Below are 19,041 nucleotides of genomic sequence, written 5' to 3'. Positions count from 1 at the left end.
AAGTTGAGCCTGTTAAAACGTGCTGGCTCACTGACCGAAAGGCATGATTCGTCATGGGTTACATCAAGTCCGCCGCTCTCGACGAGACCGGCTTCGTGGTGCTCGACTCCTACGGTGAGGAGATCGACCCGCAGGAGTGGCTGTCGATCGAGTACGTCGACTGGAAGTCGTCGGGCGACACCCGCTTCGCGCCGCTCGCGTCCGCCAAGGGCGAGATCGAGTGCAACGGGTTCTGGAACCACACGCCGCCGCGCACCGACAAGGACGGCGTCTGGATCCCCGAGCAGACCGAGAAGGCGCCGACCCTGACGCGTCGCGCACAGGAGCCGGGCGCGAACGTCGGCCGCTGCCGCATCATCGAGCTGCAGCCCAACACCTACGCCGACGCGCTGTACAACCTCCACCAGGACGACAACAACCGCCTCAACCCCGACGGCACCGGCTGGGTCGTGCGCGGCTTCTTCAACCTCACCGACGACAAGAACACCTACTTCGTGCTGCGTGAGAACCGCACCGACCCGAGCATCGAGTACCGCGTGGCACTGCCCGCCGGCGCCCAGCTCATCGTCGACACGCAGCGCCTGTGGCACGCCGTGCACCACGACGGCACCGAGCCGCGCTACTGCCTCATCACCTCCTGGGAGTCGGGCCCCGAGCTCGACGCATACATGGAGAAGTATCACGCCGTGCCGACCGCGCCGCAGTTCGAGGTGGCGCAGGAGGTGCTCGACGCCGGTCAGGCCGAGCAGGCCCGCCGTGACGCCGCACGCGCCGCGTACTACGCCGCCAAGGGCAAGGCCGAGGTCCAGGCCATGAGCGAGGCCTGAGCACCGCCCGCCTGATCCGAGGGGGCCCGGGAATCACAGTCTTGTGATTCCCGGGCCCTCTCCGCGATAATGGCGGCAGCACAACCGAACAGCACGTCGTGACACCGTCGCAGGTCGTAGGGGAAGACGCACCTGACGAACGGAGAGATCATGGCGACACAAAAGGCGCGTGGGGTGATCTTCATCCACTCCGCGCCACGAGCGTTGTGCCCCCACCTCGAGTGGGCTGTGGGGCGAGCCCTCGGCCGCGCCGTCAGCTTCGACTGGGCGGATCAGCCCGTGCTGACCGGCAGCAGGCGGTCCGAGTTCTACTGGGAAGGCGCCGCCGGGACCGGCTCGGCCCTGGCCACCGCCATCCGCGGCTGGGAGCACCTGCGCTTCGAGGTCACCGAGGATCCCACGCCCCGCAGCGACGGCGGCCGTTGGCTGCACACGCCGGGCCTCGGCATCCATTACGCCCAGACCGACTCCGCGGGCAACGTCGTCATCGGCGAGGACCGCATCCGCTACGCGATGGAGATCGCCGGCGGCGACGCGTTCGAGCTGCAGCGCGAACTCGATGTCGCGCTCGGCGCCGCATGGGACGAGGAGCTCGAGCCGTTCCGCCACGCGAGCGACGATGCGCCCGTCGTCTGGCTGCACAAGGTCGGCTGACGCCCACAACCCACAGCCGCAGGCGGCGTGAGGCGCCACTACCGAGGCTCGGAGGCCATGAATCCCGGGCCCTGGGACCGCGAACCGCCGCCTGACACGAAAGACGCCCCCGGCATCGCCGGGGGCGTCTTCGCGTCGCGGGTCGTCAGACCGAGCGGAAGGCGACGACGGCGTTGTGACCGCCGAAGCCGAACGAGTTGCTGATCGCGAGCTGATCGCCCGCACCGAGGGCGATCGGGGCGTCCGAGATGCGCAGCGGGATGTCGGGGTCCTGCGTGGTGACGTTGATGGTCGGCGGCGCCTGGCGCTCGCGCAGCGCGAGGAGCGTGAAGATCGCCTCGAGCGCGCCGGTGCCGCCCAGCAGGTGACCGGTCGCGCCCTTCGTCGCCGAGACGGGGATCTCGTGGACGCGGTCGCCGAAGACGCTCAGGAGTGCCTTGTACTCGGCGATGTCGCCCGTGGGAGTGGACGTCGCGTGCGCGTTGATGTGCGTGACCTCGTCGGGCGTGGCGCCCGCCTGCTCGAGCGCGAGGCGGACGGCGCGCGAGGCACCCAGACCCTCGGGCTCCGGAGCCGTGATGTGGTACGAATCGGCCGTCACGCCGCCGCCCACGACCTCGCCGTAGATCTTCGCGCCGCGGGCCTTGGCGTGCTCCTCGGTCTCGAGGACCAGCGCTGCCGCGCCCTCGCCCATGACGAACCCGTCCCGGTCGACGCTGTACGGGCGCGACGCGGTCTCGGGGGAGTCGTTGCGCTTGGACAGCGCCTGCATCGCGGCGAAAGCGGCGATGGTGAGCGGGTGGATGACCGCCTCGGCGCCACCGGCGATGACGACGTCGGCGCGACCGGCACGAAGGCTCTCGAACGCGTTGACGAGCGACTCGGTGCTCGATGCGCACGCCGAAGCCACGGTGCGCGCGTAGGCGCGGGCGTTCAGGTGCATCGAGACGGCCGCGGCCGGCGCATTCGGCATGAGCATCGGGACGCTCATCGGCATGACGCGGCGAGGTCCCTTGGTCTTGAGCGTGTCCCAGCCCGCGAGCGTGGTCTGCAGGCCCCCGATGCCGGTCGCGAAGTCCACGGCGAACCGCTCGGGATCGACCTCCGGCTTGCCCGCGTCCTCCCAGGCCTCGAACGCCGCGACGAGCGCGAACTGCGCCGAAGGGTCGAGGCGGTTGGCCACGGGGCGCTCCAGCACGGAGTCGGGCCGGACGAGCGCCTGCGCGGCGAAGGTGACGGGGAGCTGGTACTCCGCGACCCATTCCTGCTCGATCGTGTGCGTGCCGGATGCTCCGTTCATCAGCGCCGACCAGCTCTCGGGGGCGGTGCCGCCGATGGGGGTCGATGCACCGATGCCGGTGACGACGATACGGGGTGTGCTCATGGAGATCAGAGTCCTCGTGATGATGGCCGGTGGGGGCCCGCGGCCCCCACCGGGATGGTCCTACGCCTGGTTCGACGTGATGAAGGTGACGGCGTCGCCGACGGTCTTGAGGTTCTTGACCTCGTCGTCCGGAATGGTGACGCCGAACTTCTCCTCGGCGTTGACGACGATCGTCATCATCGAGATCGAGTCGATGTCGAGGTCGTCGGTGAACGACTTCTCGAGCGCGACCTCGTCGGCCGAGATACCGGTCTCGTCGGTGATGAGCTCCGCGAGTCCCGCGAGGACCTCGTCGTTGGTGAATGCCATGGGATTCTCCTGTTTGTTAGGGGTAGGCGTGCCCGAGCGGGCCGGGAATCAGTCTAGGGTCGCGGTTCGCCGCGTCAGGGAAGGACGACCACCTGCGCGCCGAAGACCAGTCCGGCGCCGAAGCCGATCTGGAGCGCGAGGCCTCCGCTGAGCTCCGGGTGCTCCTCGAGCAGTCGGTGCGTGGCCAGCGGGATGGAGGCCGCCGAGGTGTTGCCGGTGGTCTCGATGTCGCGGCCGATCAGGACGGTGTCGGGCAGGCCCAGCTGCTTGGCGAACTCGTCGATGATGCGCATGTTCGCCTGGTGGGGAACGAAGGCGGCGAGATCGGATGCCTCGACCCCGGCGGCCTCGAGCGCCTGGCGTGCGACCTTCACCATCTCCCAGACCGCCCAGCGGAAGACGGTGGGGCCCTCCTGGCGCAGGGTCGGCCACGGCGCGACGCCGTCGCGGAACTCGGTCAGCGTGTGGTTCATGCCCACGGCCTCGGCCTTCGACCCGTCGGAGCCCCACACGGTGGGGCCGATGCCGGGCGTCTCGCTCGGGCCGACGACGACCGCACCCGCACCGTCGCCGAGCAGGAACGAGATGCTGCGGTCGGCGGGGTCGACGATGTCGCTGAGCTTCTCGGTGCCGATGACGACGGCGTAGTGCGCGGCGCCGGCGCGGATGAGCGCGTCGGCCTGGGCCACGCCATAGGCGAAGCCGGCGCATGCGGCGTTCACGTCGTACGCCGCGGCGGGGTTGGCGCCGACGCGATCGGCGACGATCGCCGACACCGACGGGGTCTGCTTCGGGTTGCTGATGGTCGCGACGATGACCGCGTCGACCTGCGACGCGTCGACGCCGGACCGCTCGATCGCCTCGCGGGCGGCATCGGTCGCGAGGTCGATCGCGTCCGTCTCGGCCACCGCACGAGTACGCGTGACGATGCCCGTGCGCTGGCGGATCCACTCGTCGCTCGAGTCGATCGGGCCGACGAGGTCGTCGTTCGGCACCGCGATCTCGCCACGGGCGGCGCCGTAGGAGTAGATGCGCGTGTGGGCGGCACCGGTGGGCTGGATGAGGCTGCGGGTCATGCGGGGGTACTCCGGTCAGGCGTCGGCGGCCACCAGCGCGGCGGCGGCCTCCAGGTCAGCGGGCGTCTTGACGGCGACGGCGGGAACTCCGCGGAGCGCGCGCTTCGCGAGCCCGACGAGCGTGCCTGCGGGGGACAGCTCCACGATGCCCGATACCCCGGCATCGGCGAAAGACGCCATGCAGAGGTCCCAACGCACCGGCGAGGCGACCTGATCGACGAGAAGGTCAACGAACGCACGGCCGGACACCACGGCGGAGCCGTCGCGGTTGGTCCACAGCGTGACCCCCGGATCGGACACGTCGTGGTCGGCTGCAGCCGCACGCAGAGCCTCGACAGCCGGCGCCATGTACTGGGTGTGGAAGGCGCCCGCGACCTGCAGCGGGATCACGCGAGTCCCGGCGACCGGCTCGGCCGCGAGGGCCTGAAGGGCGTCGAGCGCGCCGGCGACGACGAGCTGGCCGCCGCCGTTGTAGTTCGCGGGGGAGAGGCCGAGCTCTGCGAGGCGGGCGAGGACGGATGCCTCGTCCCCGCCAATCACGGCGCTCATGCCGGTGTCGGCGGCAGCTGCCGCTTCCGCCATCGCGCGGCCGCGGATGCCGACGAGGGTGAGTGCGGATTCCTCGCTGAGGACGCCCGCCGCCGCGGCGGCGGCGAACTCGCCGACGGAGTGCCCGGCGACACCGCCGATGCGCTCACGGTCGGGCAGCGCGTTCCACGACAGCAGGCTGGCCGCGACGATGAGCGGCTGCGCCACCTGGGTGTCGCGGATCTGGTCGGCGTCCCACTCGGTGCCGGCTGCGACGAGGTCGACGCCGGACCACTCGGAGTACTGAGCCAGGCGATCCGCCGCGCCGTCCGATTCGAGCCAGGGAGTCAGGAAGCCGGGGGACTGGGAGCCTTGCCCCGGGAAGACCGCGATTCTCACCGTTCCATCCTGTCAAGGATCAGGAAGGTCGTTCTGGCGACACCGTCACAAGAATCACGCGCTCCTTTGTGCGTGGCCCACACCGACGGAAAGATCACGCGGGGTTGCGTCGAGGCGGCGGACGGCGGCGCGAGGCATCCGTCCCTATCGATCCGAGGATCAGCGCCGTCTGCAGGATCAGGGCCTCGCGGGGGCCGGTGGCGTCCCAGCCGATGACCTCGGACACCCGCTTGAGGCGGTAGCGCACCGTGTTCGGGTGCACGAACAGCTCGCGTGCGGTGGCCTCGAGCGAACGGCCGTTGTCGAGATAGGCCCAGAGCGTCGACACGAGGTCGGCGCTGTGGGCCTGGAGTGGGCGGTAGATGCGCTCGACGAGGGTGAGCTTGGCCAGGGGATCTCCGGCGAGGGCGCGCTCGGGGAGGAGGTCGTCAGCCTCAACGGGGCGGGGCGCGTGACGCCAGGCGCGCGCGACGGCGAACCCGGCGAGGGCGGCGCGCGCGCTCTGGCTCGCGTCGACGAGCGCCGGCACCGTGGGGCCGAGCACGAGGTACCCGGCACCGAAGCCGGGCTCGAGGCGGCGCGCGATCTCGGCGAAGGGAAGGTCGAGCACGGGGTCGTCCGCGCCGGTCGACGCTTCGGAGCGCCCGACGACCAGTACGAGGCGCGAGCCCTGGACACCGATCAGGACGTCGACACCCAGCTTGCGCGCCGTACGACGGAGCTGATCGACGTCGAACTGCGGGGGAGTCGTGCCGACGAGGACCGCGACCTCGCCGTGGCCGTGCCAGCCCAGGGCGGCGATGCGGCTCGGCAGCTCCTCGTCGGCCTCGCCCGTGAGGATCGAGTCGACGACGAGCGCCTCGAGGCGCGCATCCCAGAGGCCGCGCGCCTCGGCGGCGCGGGCGTAGACGTCGGCTGCAGCGAACGCCACCTCGCGGGAGTACAGCAGGATCGCCTCGCGCAGGTGCTCGCCCTTGCCCGCGACCCGCTCCTCGGTCACCTCGACGGTGACGCGGATGAGCTGCAGGGTCTGCTGCAGGCTGACGCTGCGCAGCAGCTCGCGGGGGGCGGCCGCGAAGATGTCGGACGCGATCCACGGCGTCGAGGCCGGGTCCTCGTACCACTGGATGAACGACGTGATTCCGGCCTGGGCCACCAGCCCGACGGCGGACCGTCGGGCTGGTGGCATCTCGGCGTACCAGGGCAGCGTCTCCTCGAGGCGCTTGATGGTGACGGTCGCCAGGTCGCCGGAGATGCGTCGCAGCCAGGCGAGCGTCTCGACCTTGTCCATCACCTCGGTGGACTTGCCCATCCGCAGGTCAGCTCTCGCCGCCCGCGTTCCCGCTCGTACCGGCGGTCACGTCGTGCAGACGGTACTTCTGGATGGCCTGCGCGGCGAGGCTGCGGTCGACCGCACCCTCTTCCGCCAGAGCCTGAAGCGTCCGGACCGCGACCGAAGGGCCGTCGATCTTGAAGAAGCGACGGGCCGCGGCGCGCGTGTCGGAGAAGCCGAAGCCGTCGGCACCGAGCGTCGCGAAGCGGTTCGGCACCCACGGACGGATCTGGTCCTGGACCGCGTGCATGAAGTCGCTCACCGCGACCACGGGGCCGGCGGTGTCCTTCAGCTTCTCGGTCAGGTAAGCGGTGTGCGGCTCCTCCTCCGGGTGGAGGAAGTTGTGCTCGTCGGCGGCCAGGCCGTCGCGGCGCAGCTCGCTCCACGAGGTGACCGACCAGACGTCGGCCTGCACACCCCAGTCGTCGCGCAGCAGCTGCTGCGCCTCGAGCGCCCACGGCACTCCCACGCCCGACGCGAGGAGCTGGGCCTTGGGGCCCTCGCCCTCGGCGGTCGAGACGCGGTGGATGCCGCGCACGATGCCGTCGACGTCCACGCCCTCGGGCTCGGCCGGCTGCACCAGCGGCTCGTTGTACACCGTGAGGTAGTACATGACGTTCGGGTCGGGGTGGTTGCCGCCGTACATGCGCTCGATGCCCGAGCGGACGATGTGCGCGATCTCGTACCCGTACGCCGGGTCGTACGACACGGTCGCCGGGTTGGTCGAGGCGAGCAGCAGCGAGTGTCCGTCGGCGTGCTGGAGGCCCTCACCGGTCAGCGTCGTGCGTCCGGCGGTGGCGCCGATGATGAAGCCGCGCGCCATCTGGTCGCCCGCCGCCCACTGCGCGTCACCGGTGCGCTGGAACCCGAACATCGAGTAGAAGACGTACACCGGGATGAGCGGCTCGCCGTGCGTGGCGTACGAGGTGCCCGCAGCGGTGAACGCGGCGACCGCGCCCGCCTCGTTGATGCCGACGTGGACGATCTGACCCTGCGGGCTCTCCTTGTAGGCCAGGAGCAGCTCGCGGTCGACCGACGTGTAGTTCTGGCCGTGCGGGTTGTAGATCTTCGCCGAGGGGAAGAACGCGTCCATGCCGAATGTGCGGGCCTCGTCGGGGATGATCGGCACGATGCGGTGGCCGAAGTCCTTCGCGCGGAGGAGGTCCTTGAGCAGACGGACGAACGCCATCGTCGTGGCGATCTCCTGCGTGCCCGAGCCCTTCTTCGGCAGCGCGTACGCGTCGTCGCCCGGCAGTTGCAGCCCGACGTGGTGCGAGCGACGCTCCGGGAGGAAGCCGCCCAGCGCGCGACGGCGCTCCAGCATGTACTGGATCGTCTCGTCGTTCGATCCGGGGTTGTAGTACGGCGGCAGGTAGGGGTTCTCCTCGAGCTGCGCGTCCGAGACCGGGATCCGCATCGAGTCGCGGAAGTACTTCAGGTCCTGCAGGGTCATCTTCTTCATCTGGTGGGTCGCGTTGCGGCCCTCGAAGTGATGCCCGAGGCCGTAGCCCTTGATCGTCTTGGCGAGGATCACGGTGGGCTGGCCCTTGTGCTCGGTCGCGGCCTTGTAGGCGCCGTAGACCTTGCGATAGTCCAGGCCGCCACGGCGGAGCTTGCCCCAGATGTCGTCGTCCGACCAGTCCTTCACGAGAGCGGCCGTGCGCTCGTCGCGCCCGAAGAAGTGCTCGCGGATGAACGCGCCGTCCTCCGCGCGATACGTCTGGAAGTCGCCGTCCGGCGTGGTGTTCATGAGGTGCACGAGGGCGCCGTCGGTGTCCTTGGCGAGGAGCTCGTCCCAACCGCTGCCCCAGACCACCTTGATGACGTTCCATCCGGCGCCGCGGAAGAAGCTCTCGAGCTCCTGGATGATCTTGCCGTTGCCGCGCACCGGGCCGTCGAGGCGCTGCAGGTTGCAGTTGACGACGAACGTGAGGTTGTCCAGGCCCTCGTTCGCCGCGACCTGCAGCTGTCCGCGGCTCTCGACCTCGTCCATCTCGCCGTCGCCGAGGAATGCCCAGACATGCGAGTCCGACAGGTCCTTGATGCCGCGGTTGGTGAGGTACTTGTTCGACATCGCCTGATAGATGGCGTTGATCGGTCCGAGACCCATCGAGACCGTCGGGAACTGCCAGTACTCCGGCATGAGGCGCGGGTGCGGGTAGGACGGCAGCGCGTGGGGCGCCTTCGACTTCTCCTGGCGGAAGCCGTCGAGCTGCTCGGAGCTCAGGCGGCCTTCGAGGAAGGAACGGGCGTAGATGCCGGGGGAGGCGTGCCCCTGGATGAAGATCTGGTCGCCGCCGGTCGGGTCGTCCAGACCACGGAAGAAGTGGTTGAAGCCGACCTCGTACAGCGACGCGGAGGACGCGTACGTCGAGATGTGACCGCCGACGCCGATGCCCGGGCGCTGGGCGCGGTGCACCGTGACCGCGGCGTTCCAGCGGATCCACCGGCGGTACCGGCGCTCGAGCTCCTCGTCGCCCGGGAACTCGGGCTCGTTCTCGGGGGCGATCGTGTTGATGTAGTCCGTCGTGGGAACCTGCGGAACGTTGAGCTGCAGCTCGTGGGAGGTCTGCAGCAGGCTCAGCATGATCTCGCGGCCACGTCCGTGGCCCTTCGCCTGCACGAGCTGCTGGAGGGATTCCTGCCACTCGGAGGTCTCATCGGGATCGCTGTCGAGGGGTTCCTGCGAGTACGGATCCTGATCGTTGACAGTCACAGAAGACCTTTCGTCGTCTGGCAGATCGTGCCAGGTAATCGCTACCGGAGCGGCGCGGGCGTTGTCTGCCCTGCACAAACGCACCAACTGCCAGCCTAGCGAGTTCGAGACGGTCCGGACGCACCTCGTAGACTGGCCGCGAGGGCCTTTAGCTCAGCTGGTAGAGCGCCACGTTTACACCGTGGATGTCGTCGGTTCGATCCCGGCAGGGCCCACCGAACTCTCTTCAGGACCGATCCGCTCGCGGATCGGCGTCTCCGTCCCGATCGCCGTCGTCGCGCTGGTGCGAGACGACGTGCGGCAGCGCGAACTCCTCATAGCCGGGCTGGCCGATCCTCGAGTGCCGGTGGGAGTACGCGAAGTAGATCACGAAGCCGATGACGAGCCACACCAGGAATCGCAGCCACGTCTCGACGGTGAGGTTGAGCATCAGATAGACGCAGATCGCCGCCGACAGCGCCGGAAGCCACGGGTTGAGCGGCACGCGGAAGCTGCGGTGCAGGTCCGGGCGCTTGCGCCGCAGCACGATGACGCCGATCGACACGAGCACGAACGCCGACAGGGTGCCGATGTTGACCATCTCCTCGAGCAGGCCGATCGGCGTGAAGCCCGCGACGACGGCGACGATGATCGTGACGAGGATCGAGATGACCCACGGCGTGCGGAACCGCGGGTGCACCTTCGCGAGCCGAACGGGCAGGAGCGCGTCGCGCGACATCGCGAAGATGATGCGCGTCGCCCCGATCAGCAGGGTGAGCACGACCGTGGTGAGACCGGCCACGGCGCCCGCCGAGATCAGCGTCGCCATCCACGTCGCGCCGTGGAAGGCGAAGGCGTTGGCGAGAGCGGCCGCCGGGTCGAGGTCCTGGTAGGGAACCATCCCCGTCACCACGAGCGCGACGGCGCAGTACAGGAGCGTGCAGATCACCAGCGACGCGATGATGCCGATCGGCAGGTCGCGCTGCGGGTTCCGCGTCTCCTCAGCCGTGGTCGCGACGACATCGAACCCGATGTAGGCGAAGAACACGAGCGCGGCGCCGGCGAAGATGCCCCCGACGCCGAACGCGGTGGGCTCGACGCCGGAGAAGAACTGCAGCAGCGGCTGGCTCAGTCCCGTCGCGGTCTCCCTCGGCGCGGGCGCCGGCACGAACGGCGACCAGTTCGCCGGATTCACGAACAAGAGGCCCGCGACGATGACGAACAGCACGATGAAGAGCTTCACGGCGACGAGCACCATGTTCACGCGCAGCGATTCCTTGATCCCGAAGGTCATCAGGCCGCCGAGCACGAGGACGAGAAGGATCGCCATGAGGTCGACGGTGCCGCCGTATCCGATCTCGGCGGGGATCGGCATCCCGAGCTGCTCGAAGAGCGTCCCGAGATACGCGCTCCAGCCCTGCGCGACCACGCTGGCGCCCAGGAACATCTCGAGGATGAGGTCCCACCCGATGATCCAGGCGAACAGCTCGCCGAGCGAGGAGTAGGAGAACGTGTAGGCGGACCCCGACACGGGCACCGTCGACGCGAACTCGGCGTAGCAGAGCGCCGCGAGCGTGCAGGCGATCGCGGCCACCACGAAGCTGATCACGATCGCGGGGCCCGCGACCTCGTGCGCGGCACGGCCCGTGAGGGTGAAGATGCCGGCGCCGATCACGACGCCGATGCCGAAGACGGTGAGGTCCAGGGCCGTCAGGGACTTCTTGAGTCGGAATTCCGGTTCGTCGGTGTCGGCGATCGACTGCTCGACGGACTTGGTGCGGAGAATGCCCATGGCTCGCGCCTTTCGTCTTCGGAAGGGCCGGTCGTCGAATGCTAGTCCCCGCCGCTCGCGCCGTCGATGCCCCACGGTAGGTTGGTGACGTGAACGCCAGCCCCGCAGACCAGCGCCGCCTCGTCGAGGTCGCCCAGCTCGACGCCCGCATCCGCCAGGCCGACAACGCACGCAAGAACCCGCCTCAGGCCGGTCGGGTGCAGGAGCTGCTGGGCCGCCGTCAGGAGCTCTCGCAGGAGCTCGGCACGCGTCTGGGCGCCCGTGACGACCTGCGCACAGAGCTGTCGCGCATCGAGTCCGACGTCGCCGTCGTCGACGCCCGCGCGGCTCGCGACTCGGACCGCCTCGCCGCCTCGACGAACTCGAAGGAGGCGCAGGGGCTCGAGAGCGAACTGGCCGCCCTCGCCCGCCGCAAGAACGACCTCGAAGACGCGGAGCTCGCCATCATGGAGCGGCTCGAGATCGCCGACGCCGCCGTCGCCGAGCAGGAGTCGCTCATCGCGGCGACCAACGCCGAAGGTGCCGAGCTGAGCGCCGAGGGCAAGCGCGCCGTCGCCGAGGCGACCGCGGCCTTCGACGCCGCCACCCGTGATCGCGCGGCCGTCGCCGGCGGCGTCCCGGCAGACCTCCTCGCCCTGTACGACCGCCTCGCCGTCCGCAGCGCCGGTGCTGCGTTCCTGCGACGTCGCACGTGCGAGGGCTGCCACATGGTGCTCGCCGGCACCGACCTGCAGGTGCTGCGCCAGGCCGGCGAGAACGACGTCGTGATGTGCCCGGAGTGCGGCTGCATCCTCGTCCGCGACGACGAATCCGGGCTGTGACCGCACCAGGCCTCTCCTGCGGTGGGCGTGTCTGACGCCCCGGGCTGGATCGTCCTGGGGCGGACCGAACGCGGAGCCGCCGTCATCCTGCTCGACGCGAACGCCGACGAGTTCGGGCGTGAGGAGGTCGACGGCGGCGCGCTGACGTCGTGGATCTCGGACGCCGAGGTCCGCTGGGCACCCCGCTGGGTCTGGCACGACACCCCGCAGTGGTACGCCGCGCTGCTCGCCGACGGCATCCGCGTGGCCCGATGCCATGATCTGCGCCTGTGCCATGCGATCCTGCGCGACTCCGCGCTGGTCTCCGAGACGGCCCCGGTGAGACGGTCGCGGGAGTGGGATGCCGCCCCGCACGTCGACACCGAAGAGGCCGCGCCGGCCCTGTTCGAGCTGGACGCCGTCGGGCGCCCCACCGGTGCGCCCGCGGACGCCGACGCGGCGCTGGCCGAGTTCCGGCGGCAGCGCGACGCGATCGCCGGCAGTGCCGAACCCGGCCGCCTGCGGCTGCTGACGGCGGCCGAATCGGCGGGCGCGCTCGTGGCCGCGGAGATGCGCGCCGCGGGACTCCCTTGGGACGCCGAGGCGCACGACCGCATCCTCGTCGAGACGCTCGGGGAGCGCCGGCCCGGCGGCGCGCAGCCCGCCAAGCTCGCCGCCTCGGCGGAGCGCGTCCGCGCAGCACTGGGCGACCCCGCGGCGAGCCTCGACTCGCAGCCGAAGCTGCTGCGGTCGCTGCACCGCGCCGGCGTGCTCGTCGAGTCCACGAGCCGATGGGAGCTCGCCGAGCAGCGGCATCCCGTCATCGAACCGCTCCTCGAGTACAAGAAGCTCGCGCGACTGCTGTCGGCGAACGGGTGGACCTGGCTGGCCGAGTGGGTCGCCGACGGCCGGTTCCGCCCCGTCTTCGTGCCGGGCGGTGTCGTGACCGGGCGCTGGGCGTCGTCGGGCGGGGGAGCCCTGCAGCTTCCGCGCCAGCTGCGCGAGGCCGTGCGCGCCGACCCGGGCTGGCGGCTCGTCGTCGCCGACGTCGCGCAGCTCGAGCCGCGCGTGCTCGCGGCGATGTCGGGCGACACCGCGCTCGCGGCTGCGGCACGCGGACGCGACCTCTACGCCGGGATCGTCGAGAGCGGCGCGGTGGCGACCCGGCAGGAGGCGAAGATCGCGATCCTCGGCGCGATGTACGGCGCCACGACGGGGGAGTCCGGCCGGCTGGTCCCCCGTCTGCGTCGTGCATACCCCCGCGCGATGGGGCTGGTCGACGACGCCGCGCGCACCGGCGAGGACGGCGGCATCGTCTCCACGTGGCTCGGTCGCACGTCACCCGCGCCGTCCCCGGAGTGGTCGGCCGCGCAGTCGCGCGCGACCGAGGCCGAGGCATCCGGAGCCGACGAGACCCGCGCCCGGCGCTGGGCGCGCGATCGGGGCCGATTCACCCGCAACTTCGTCGTGCAGGGCACCGCCGCCGAATGGGCCCTCGCGTGGCTGGCCGACCTCCGCGGGCGTCTGGCCGCCCTCCCGTCCGTGCCCGCGGAGCGGAGCGCGCCGCGCTCCGGCCCTGCGTTCGAGCGACAGCCTCATCTCGCGTTCTTCCTCCACGACGAGGTGATCGTGCACACACCCGAGGAGCACGCGGATGCTGCCGCCCAGGCGGTGACGGAGGCGGCGGCCGCCGCGGGGCACCTGCTCTTCGGAGGCTTCCCGCTCGACTTCAGGCTCGACGTGCGCATCGCCGAGACCGCGCTCAAGGACTGATGTCCCCCGCGCACCCGTCGCCGATGCGCACCTCCGCCGGACTCATGAGCGGCGTGTGCACGATGGCCAGGGAATCGGCGCCGCTCCGGGGGATCAGGAATCGGAACTCGAGCACATTCACTTCATCGGGAGACAGGTTCACCCGCGCGGTGCTGGCGGCACGGTCCACGTCGATCGCCGTCGGCGCCGGGTAGGGCTCGCCTTTGACATCCACGGTGCCGACGTACGAGCCAGCGGGAGCGGTGACCGTGACGTTGGTGCCGATGTCGCCCACACCGACCCCGAAGCGTCCGCCTCCGGTGACGCTCACCGGCAGCGAGGCGACGTCCGCGGGTGCTCGGCTGGCCATCGTCAGGGTGACCGCGACCTCCGCGATGCCGTCCCCGCGGCAGGCGATGGTCCGCGTGTCGATGGCGATGTCCAGATAGTCCGCCATCTTGCCGCCGGTCGCGTCGTTGAAGTACACGGCGAACGCCCCCGGGCCCGCAGCATCCTGCCGCGCTCGAGGACCACCGAGCACGCTGTGCTCGAGAAGCCGCTGCTCCACCGGGTGCGCGCTCCAGGCGGACAGCCGCCCGTCGGCGACGGGCTGCTCCAGGGCCCGCAGGAGTGCGAGCGGATCCGCGGAGCCCGATGCGAGACGGGTGAACACCGCGTCCGCCGCACTCGAGAACAGCGACGTCTGCTCGTCGGAGGTCAATGAGCGGTAAGGGTCCACGAGAAGGCTGTCGAGCACGTTGTCGGCGTCCAGCGCCGCGCCTGTGGAGAGCTCGACAGGACCCGTGACGGCCAGCAGCGCCTGCAGCACGAAGGGATCGACCGCCAGCACCATGTCGGGTGCATGACCGGTCAGCCCCGCCCACCACGCCGAGGCGATCCGCCCGGTGGCCGCGAAGTCCGGCGTCATCGCAGCGTTCTGCACATAGCGCGCCACACCGTCTCCGTACAGCGCCGTCGTGGCTTCGGGAAGCTCCGCGATCGGATGCGTCACGGGGACGAACTCGGACGACTCCGCCTGGCGGACCAGTGTCAGACGGCCGGCCTCAGCCCGCATCTCCACGAAGCTGCCAGAGATCCCGCCACCTGTCCGCAGCTCGGCGGGGTTGAGCACCATGACGAGGATCGACCGCTCGCCGCGGTCGCCGAGCACACCCGGAAGGATGCGCGCGGCGCCCGCCGCGGCACCGGCCAGCGGCGCGAGCTCGTCGACGGCGTCGCGCGCCTGCTCCACGCCGCGCGCCACGGGGCCGATCAGCTCGCTGGTGCGCAGCGCGTCCAGCGCCTTCGACGAAGCCTCGAGCGACGTCGCCGCATCCTCGGCGTCCGCGGAGCCGGCAGCGAGTCGGGAGGTGTCCACGACCGCGCCGTCGGGGCGGTTCTCGAAGCCGTCCGCGATCGTCAGCACGGCTGGTGCGGCTCCCGCGATCCGGCCGAGCTCCGCCGCCACGACGCGCACCGCAGTGAAGTTGGGTCCCGCACCGGGCACCCCTTCGGCCAGGCGCCAGACCGGATCCGCCATGGCCGAGGATGCTCGGCCCGCGACGGCGGCCATCGCCTGCGCAGCATCCGACAGCTCTGTCGGATCGCCGGCATCGATGGCCGCCCGTGCCTCGCTCGAGAGGGAGGCGAGCTGGTCGAGTTCGCCCTTCACCGTCCACACGCGCCATCCGAGCCAGGCGGCGCCGATCGCGAGCACGCCCAGGGACAGCACGCCGACCCAGAGCCATCGGCGACGCCTCTGCAGCCGCGCCATCGCCGTCGAGGAACGTCAGCGTCGCGCTGAGCGCCGTCGCAGCAGGAACAGGACGAGTCCGGCGAGCACCACCGATGCTCCGACGGCCGCGATGGGCCCGACGGCGGCGGTCAAGCCGGTCGCCGGCAGAGCGGCCGATGCCGCCGCGGGTGAGCCCGGCGGATTCGCGTCGCACTGCGGGGTGGCCGGTGGGTACGACAGCGGCACGACGACCGAGGGGTTGACCTCGATGGTCGCGGTGATCCTGCCGCGGGTCCACGCGAAGTTGCCGTCGATCTCGACCCACTGCCCGTTCTGGAATGCCCAGCCGGGCCATCCCGTCGCCTCACCCGCGGCGTTGACCGCGGCTCCGGGCCACAGCACCCGGCCCGCCAGCCTGCCGTCGACGAGCGTGCCCAGCGGGATGGTCGAGGTGTTGGTGCCGTCGGTGAGGATGAGCCTCGCTGAGTCGCTCGTGACCTGCTCGTCCGGATCGGTGAGCCTCACGTCGAACGATATCCACGGGGCATCCTTGTCGCACACGCCGACGGCGGTCGAGCCGGCCAAGGTCGGCGTCTGATGCTCACTGGGCGTGTAATCCTCGGAATCCGCCTGCGCGGATGCCGGTGCTCCCAGCGCGACGAGGATCACGACGGCGAGCACACTGAATGATGAACGCTTCACAACTGCCTCCCCAGAGGCTCGTGACCGGGCTCGGGTGGGCCCGGTTGACGATCCTCCTCCCCAGGAGGAGCGCGCGCGTGATTCTACTCCCACATTCCGCCCGGCGGAACCTCTGTCCTCACGCGCGCCTCGGCAGGATCGCCTAAGATCGGGCGAGCGAATGGGTCGGCTGGACGGTCGCGTCGCGGGTGGTTCGCCGCTCCGCGCCGAGGAACGTCCGGGCTCCACAGGGCAGGGCGGTGGGTAACACCCACCCGGAGCGATCCGCGAGACAGTGCCACAGAAAGCAGACCGCCCGGCTTCGGCCGGGTAAGGGTGAAAGGGTGGTGTAAGAGACCACCGGGGTCGTGGTGACACGACCCGCACGGTAAACCTCGCCCGGAGCAAGGCCAGACAGGGGATGAAGACGCGGCCCGCCGAGTCCCCGGGTAGGCCGCTGGAGCGGCACGGCAACGTGTCGCCGAGAGAGATGACCGTCCACGGGGCTCACGCCCCCGGACAGAACCCGGCGTACAGGCCGGCCCATTCGCCCTCTCCGCCGCTCGCGCGGCGCGGGCCGTCGTGTCAGCCGCGCGCGAGCGCCGCGGCGCCGATGATCCCCGCGTTGTTCCGGTGCACCGCCGGCACGATCGGCGTCGTGAGGTCGAGCAGGTGCAGGAACTTGTCGGCGTGCTTGGACACGCCCCCGCCCACGACGAACAGGTCGGGGCTGAAGAGGAACTCGATGTGGCTGTAGTACCACTGCAGCCGCTTGGCCCACTGCTCCCACGTGAGGTCGTGCCGCTCCATCGCGGAGTAGGCGGCGTAGGCCTCGGCATCCTTCCCGTGCCGGGCACGCTGCACATGACCGAGCTCGGAGTTCGGCACCAGCACGCCGTTGTACAGCAGCGCCGAGCCGATCCCGGTGCCGAGCGTGGTCAGGATCGTGAGCCCGGGACGGTCCTTGGCGGCGCCATAGCGGACCTCCGCGACGCCCGCGACATCCGCGTCGTTCGCGAAGTGGATGTCGCGGCCCAGGCCGTCCTCGAAGAACTTCTCGGCGGCGAAGTCGATCCACTCGTCCGACACGTTCGCGGCCGACAGCGTGCGGCCGTTCTTGACGATCGCGGGGAAGGCCACTCCGAGCGGAACCGACCGGTCGTCGGCGACGCCGAGGGTCGACAGCACCTCCCGCACCGCCGCCAGCACGTCCGGCGGGTGCGCCCCGGCGGGAGTCGCGACCTTCACGCGGTCGCTGACGAGTTCGCCCTTGTCGAGATCGACGATCCCCGCCTTGATCCCGGTGCCGCCGATGTCCACGCCGACGGCGCGTGCCGCGTCAGATGCCATGTCGACAGCCTATCGACGCGGAAGCCGTGGCCGACGAGGCGGGCGTCAGTAGGATCGTGCTGACGGCGACCAGCCCGCGATGCGAGGAGCGTGCACGATGACGAGCGGCAGCGACAAGTACTGGTACAACCTCAAGACCGGTGAGGTCGAGAAGGGCTTCGAATCGCCCGCCCCCGATCGCGCAGGCCCCTTCGACACTCCCGAGGAGGCGGCCAGCGCCCCTGAAGTCATCAAGGAGCGCTCGCGCGCCTGGGCGGCGGAGGAGGCGCGCGAGGACTCCTGGGGCGCCGACACGGTGTCCGGCGAGGGCGGCGACGACCAGTAGTCTGGCTTTCACCGCGGTGGTAGAGACGCCTCGGGGGATCCGGCACCGGAGAGGACGCGATGGACAAGCAGCGTGACTTCGTTCTGAGGACCATCGAAGAACGAGGCGTGAAGTTCGTACGGCTGTGGTTCACAGACGTGATCGGCACGCTGAAGTCCGTCGCCATCGCCCCCGCCGAGGTCGAGGGGGCCTTCAGCGAGGGCCTCGGGTTCGACGGCTCCGCGATCGAGGGTCTGACGCGCTCCTACGAGTCGGACCTCCTGGCGCACCCCGACCCGACCACGTTCCAGACCCTGCCCTGGCGCGGCGAGATCGACCCGACCGCGCGCATGTTCTGCGACATCACCACGCCCGACGGGCAGCCGGCCGTCGCCGACCCGCGCCACGTCCTCAAGCGGACGCTCGCGAAGGCCGCCGACGCGGGGTTCACGTTCTACACGCACCCCGAGATCGAGTTCTACCTGTTGAAGTCCTCGTCCTTCGGCACCGAGGGCCCCGAGCCGGTCGACTCGGCCGGCTACTTCGACAACGTCCCGGGCGGCACCGCCCATGACTTCCGCCGCCGTTCGGTCCGCATGCTCGAGGACCTCGGCATCTCGGTGGAGTTCAGCCACCACGAAGGCGGACCGGGTCAGAACGAGATCGACCTGCGCTACGCGGACGCACTCACCACGGCCGACAACATCATGACGTTCCGCACCGTCATCAAAGAGGTCGCGATCGAGCAGGGCGTCTACGCGACGTTCATGCCGAAGCCGATGACGGGCAAGCCGGGCAGCGGCATGCACACGCACATGTCGCTGTTCGAGGGCGACGTCAACGCGTTCTACGAAGAAGGCGCGCAGTACCAGCTCTCGAAGGTCGGCCGTCAGTTCATCGCGGGCCTGCTGCGCCACGCGAACGAGATCTCGGCCGTGACGAATCAGTTCGTCAACTCGTACAAGCGGCTCTGGGGCGGCGACGAGGCGCCCAGCTTCATCTGCTGGGGCCACAACAACCGCTCGGCGCTCGTGCGCGTGCCGCTGTACAAGCCCAGCAAGGGCCAGTCGTCGCGCGTCGAGTACCGCGCCCTCGACTCGGCCGCGAACCCGTACCTGTCGTACGCACTCATGCTCGCGGCGGGCCTCAAGGGCATCGAGAACGAGTACGAGCTCCCGCCCGAGGCGGAGGACAACGTCTGGTCGCTGACGGATGCTGAGCGCCGGGCTCTCGGGTACGCCCCGCTGCCTGCGAGCCTCGACCACGCGCTGGAGTACATGGAGGAGTCCGAGCTCGTCGCCGAGACGCTGGGCGAGCAGGTCTTCAATCACGTGCTGCTCAACAAGCGCCGCGAGTGGCAGGAGTATCGTTCCCAGGTCACGCCGTTCGAGCTCAAGAGCAACCTCGAGCTGCTCTGAGACC

At 70.3% G+C, this 19,041-nt stretch carries 16 protein-coding genes, 1 tRNA gene and 1 other RNA gene; 8 read left to right on the top strand and 10 right to left on the bottom strand.

Annotated elements, in window-relative coordinates:
* The first annotated feature begins 53 nt into the window (after positions 1–53).
* Together ASF40_RS06385 and ASF40_RS06380 are read left to right on the top strand one after the other, a co-directional pair.
* Entirely contained in the window at positions 54–827 is a 774-nt protein-coding gene (locus ASF40_RS06385) for a hypothetical protein (RefSeq protein ID WP_056367358.1), read from the top strand.
* A 150-nt stretch (positions 828–977) separates the two neighbouring features.
* Positions 978–1,481 carry a DUF3145 domain-containing protein gene (locus ASF40_RS06380; protein ID WP_082496903.1) on the top strand — a complete coding sequence of 168 codons (504 nt, stop codon included), beginning with the start codon at positions 978–980 and terminating at the stop codon, positions 1,479–1,481.
* A gap of 145 nt (positions 1,482–1,626) precedes the next feature.
* Here the strand turns inward: ASF40_RS06380 and ASF40_RS06375 are convergent, their stop codons facing one another.
* The 6 genes from ASF40_RS06375 to aceE form a co-directional block, all read right to left on the bottom strand.
* Positions 1,627–2,865 carry a beta-ketoacyl-[acyl-carrier-protein] synthase family protein gene (locus tag ASF40_RS06375; protein WP_056367356.1) on the bottom strand — a complete coding sequence of 413 codons (1,239 nt, stop codon included), beginning with the start codon at positions 2,863–2,865 and terminating at the stop codon, positions 1,627–1,629.
* 60 nt (positions 2,866–2,925) lie between these two features.
* On the bottom strand, positions 2,926–3,174 hold the full coding sequence (locus tag ASF40_RS06370; RefSeq protein WP_013586517.1) for an acyl carrier protein: 249 nt from the start codon (positions 3,172–3,174) through the stop codon (positions 2,926–2,928).
* Between the two features lie 74 nt (positions 3,175–3,248).
* Positions 3,249–4,250, bottom strand: coding sequence for a beta-ketoacyl-ACP synthase III (locus tag ASF40_RS06365; RefSeq protein ID WP_056367355.1), 1,002 nt, complete (start codon positions 4,248–4,250; stop codon positions 3,249–3,251).
* A 15-nt stretch (positions 4,251–4,265) separates the two neighbouring features.
* Positions 4,266–5,177 (bottom strand): ACP S-malonyltransferase, encoded by a 912-nt coding sequence (locus tag ASF40_RS06360; protein ID WP_056367354.1) that lies wholly within the window; start codon positions 5,175–5,177, stop codon positions 4,266–4,268.
* Between the two features lie 94 nt (positions 5,178–5,271).
* Complete coding sequence (locus ASF40_RS06355; RefSeq protein WP_056367353.1) at positions 5,272–6,489, bottom strand: PucR family transcriptional regulator; 1,218 nt, start codon at positions 6,487–6,489, stop codon at positions 5,272–5,274.
* A gap of 7 nt (positions 6,490–6,496) precedes the next feature.
* A complete protein-coding gene (gene aceE, locus ASF40_RS06350) occupies positions 6,497–9,226 on the bottom strand; it encodes a pyruvate dehydrogenase (acetyl-transferring), homodimeric type (protein ID WP_056367352.1) in 2,730 nt (909 codons plus the stop codon).
* A 142-nt stretch (positions 9,227–9,368) separates the two neighbouring features.
* Here aceE and ASF40_RS06345 point away from each other — a divergent pair.
* Positions 9,369–9,441 (top strand) — tRNA-Val (locus ASF40_RS06345).
* An 11-nt stretch (positions 9,442–9,452) separates the two neighbouring features.
* Here the strand turns inward: ASF40_RS06345 and ASF40_RS06340 are convergent.
* Positions 9,453–10,997 carry an amino acid permease gene (locus ASF40_RS06340; RefSeq protein WP_056367351.1) on the bottom strand — a complete coding sequence of 515 codons (1,545 nt, stop codon included), beginning with the start codon at positions 10,995–10,997 and terminating at the stop codon, positions 9,453–9,455.
* 89 nt (positions 10,998–11,086) lie between these two features.
* Between ASF40_RS06340 and ASF40_RS06335 the strand changes: the two genes are divergently transcribed.
* Entirely contained in the window at positions 11,087–11,818 is a 732-nt protein-coding gene (locus tag ASF40_RS06335) for a zinc ribbon domain-containing protein (RefSeq protein ID WP_056367350.1), read from the top strand.
* A 27-nt stretch (positions 11,819–11,845) separates the two neighbouring features.
* Positions 11,846–13,570, top strand: coding sequence for a bifunctional 3'-5' exonuclease/DNA polymerase (locus tag ASF40_RS06330; protein WP_082496954.1), 1,725 nt, complete (start codon positions 11,846–11,848; stop codon positions 13,568–13,570).
* Here ASF40_RS06330 and ASF40_RS06325 read toward each other — a convergent pair.
* The gene (locus ASF40_RS06325) at positions 13,560–15,323 is read right to left on the bottom strand and encodes a DUF4012 domain-containing protein (protein ID WP_056367349.1); all 1,764 of its coding nucleotides are present in this window, start codon (positions 15,321–15,323) and stop codon (positions 13,560–13,562) included. The two genes, ASF40_RS06330 and ASF40_RS06325, sit on opposite strands and share 11 nt — an antisense overlap.
* 15 nt (positions 15,324–15,338) lie before the next feature.
* Positions 15,339–15,986, bottom strand: coding sequence for an LPXTG cell wall anchor domain-containing protein (locus tag ASF40_RS06320; protein ID WP_162239846.1), 648 nt, complete (start codon positions 15,984–15,986; stop codon positions 15,339–15,341).
* 161 nt (positions 15,987–16,147) lie between these two features.
* Between ASF40_RS06320 and rnpB the strand changes: the two genes are divergently transcribed.
* An RNA gene (gene rnpB / locus ASF40_RS09450) (RNase P RNA component class A) lies at positions 16,148–16,515 on the top strand.
* A 35-nt stretch (positions 16,516–16,550) separates the two neighbouring features.
* Here the strand turns inward: rnpB and ppgK are convergent.
* Positions 16,551–17,315, bottom strand: a complete 765-nt coding sequence (gene ppgK, locus ASF40_RS06315; protein ID WP_056367348.1) for a polyphosphate--glucose phosphotransferase — start codon at positions 17,313–17,315, stop codon at positions 16,551–16,553.
* Between the two features lie 97 nt (positions 17,316–17,412).
* Between ppgK and ASF40_RS06310 the strand changes: the two genes are divergently transcribed.
* Positions 17,413–17,640: a hypothetical protein gene (locus ASF40_RS06310; protein WP_056367347.1), complete on the top strand. Its 228-nt coding sequence runs from the start codon at positions 17,413–17,415 to the stop codon at positions 17,638–17,640.
* A gap of 59 nt (positions 17,641–17,699) precedes the next feature.
* Positions 17,700–19,037 carry a type I glutamate--ammonia ligase gene (gene glnA / locus ASF40_RS06305; protein WP_056367346.1) on the top strand — a complete coding sequence of 446 codons (1,338 nt, stop codon included), beginning with the start codon at positions 17,700–17,702 and terminating at the stop codon, positions 19,035–19,037.
* Positions 19,038–19,041: the final 4 nt, after the last annotated feature.

This window comes from Microbacterium sp. Leaf288, from assembly GCF_001422925.1.
Classification (GTDB): domain Bacteria; phylum Actinomycetota; class Actinomycetes; order Actinomycetales; family Microbacteriaceae; genus Microbacterium.
The sequence above is the reverse complement of the archived record's forward strand: the minus strand, read 5'-3'. Positions and strand labels throughout refer to the sequence as shown.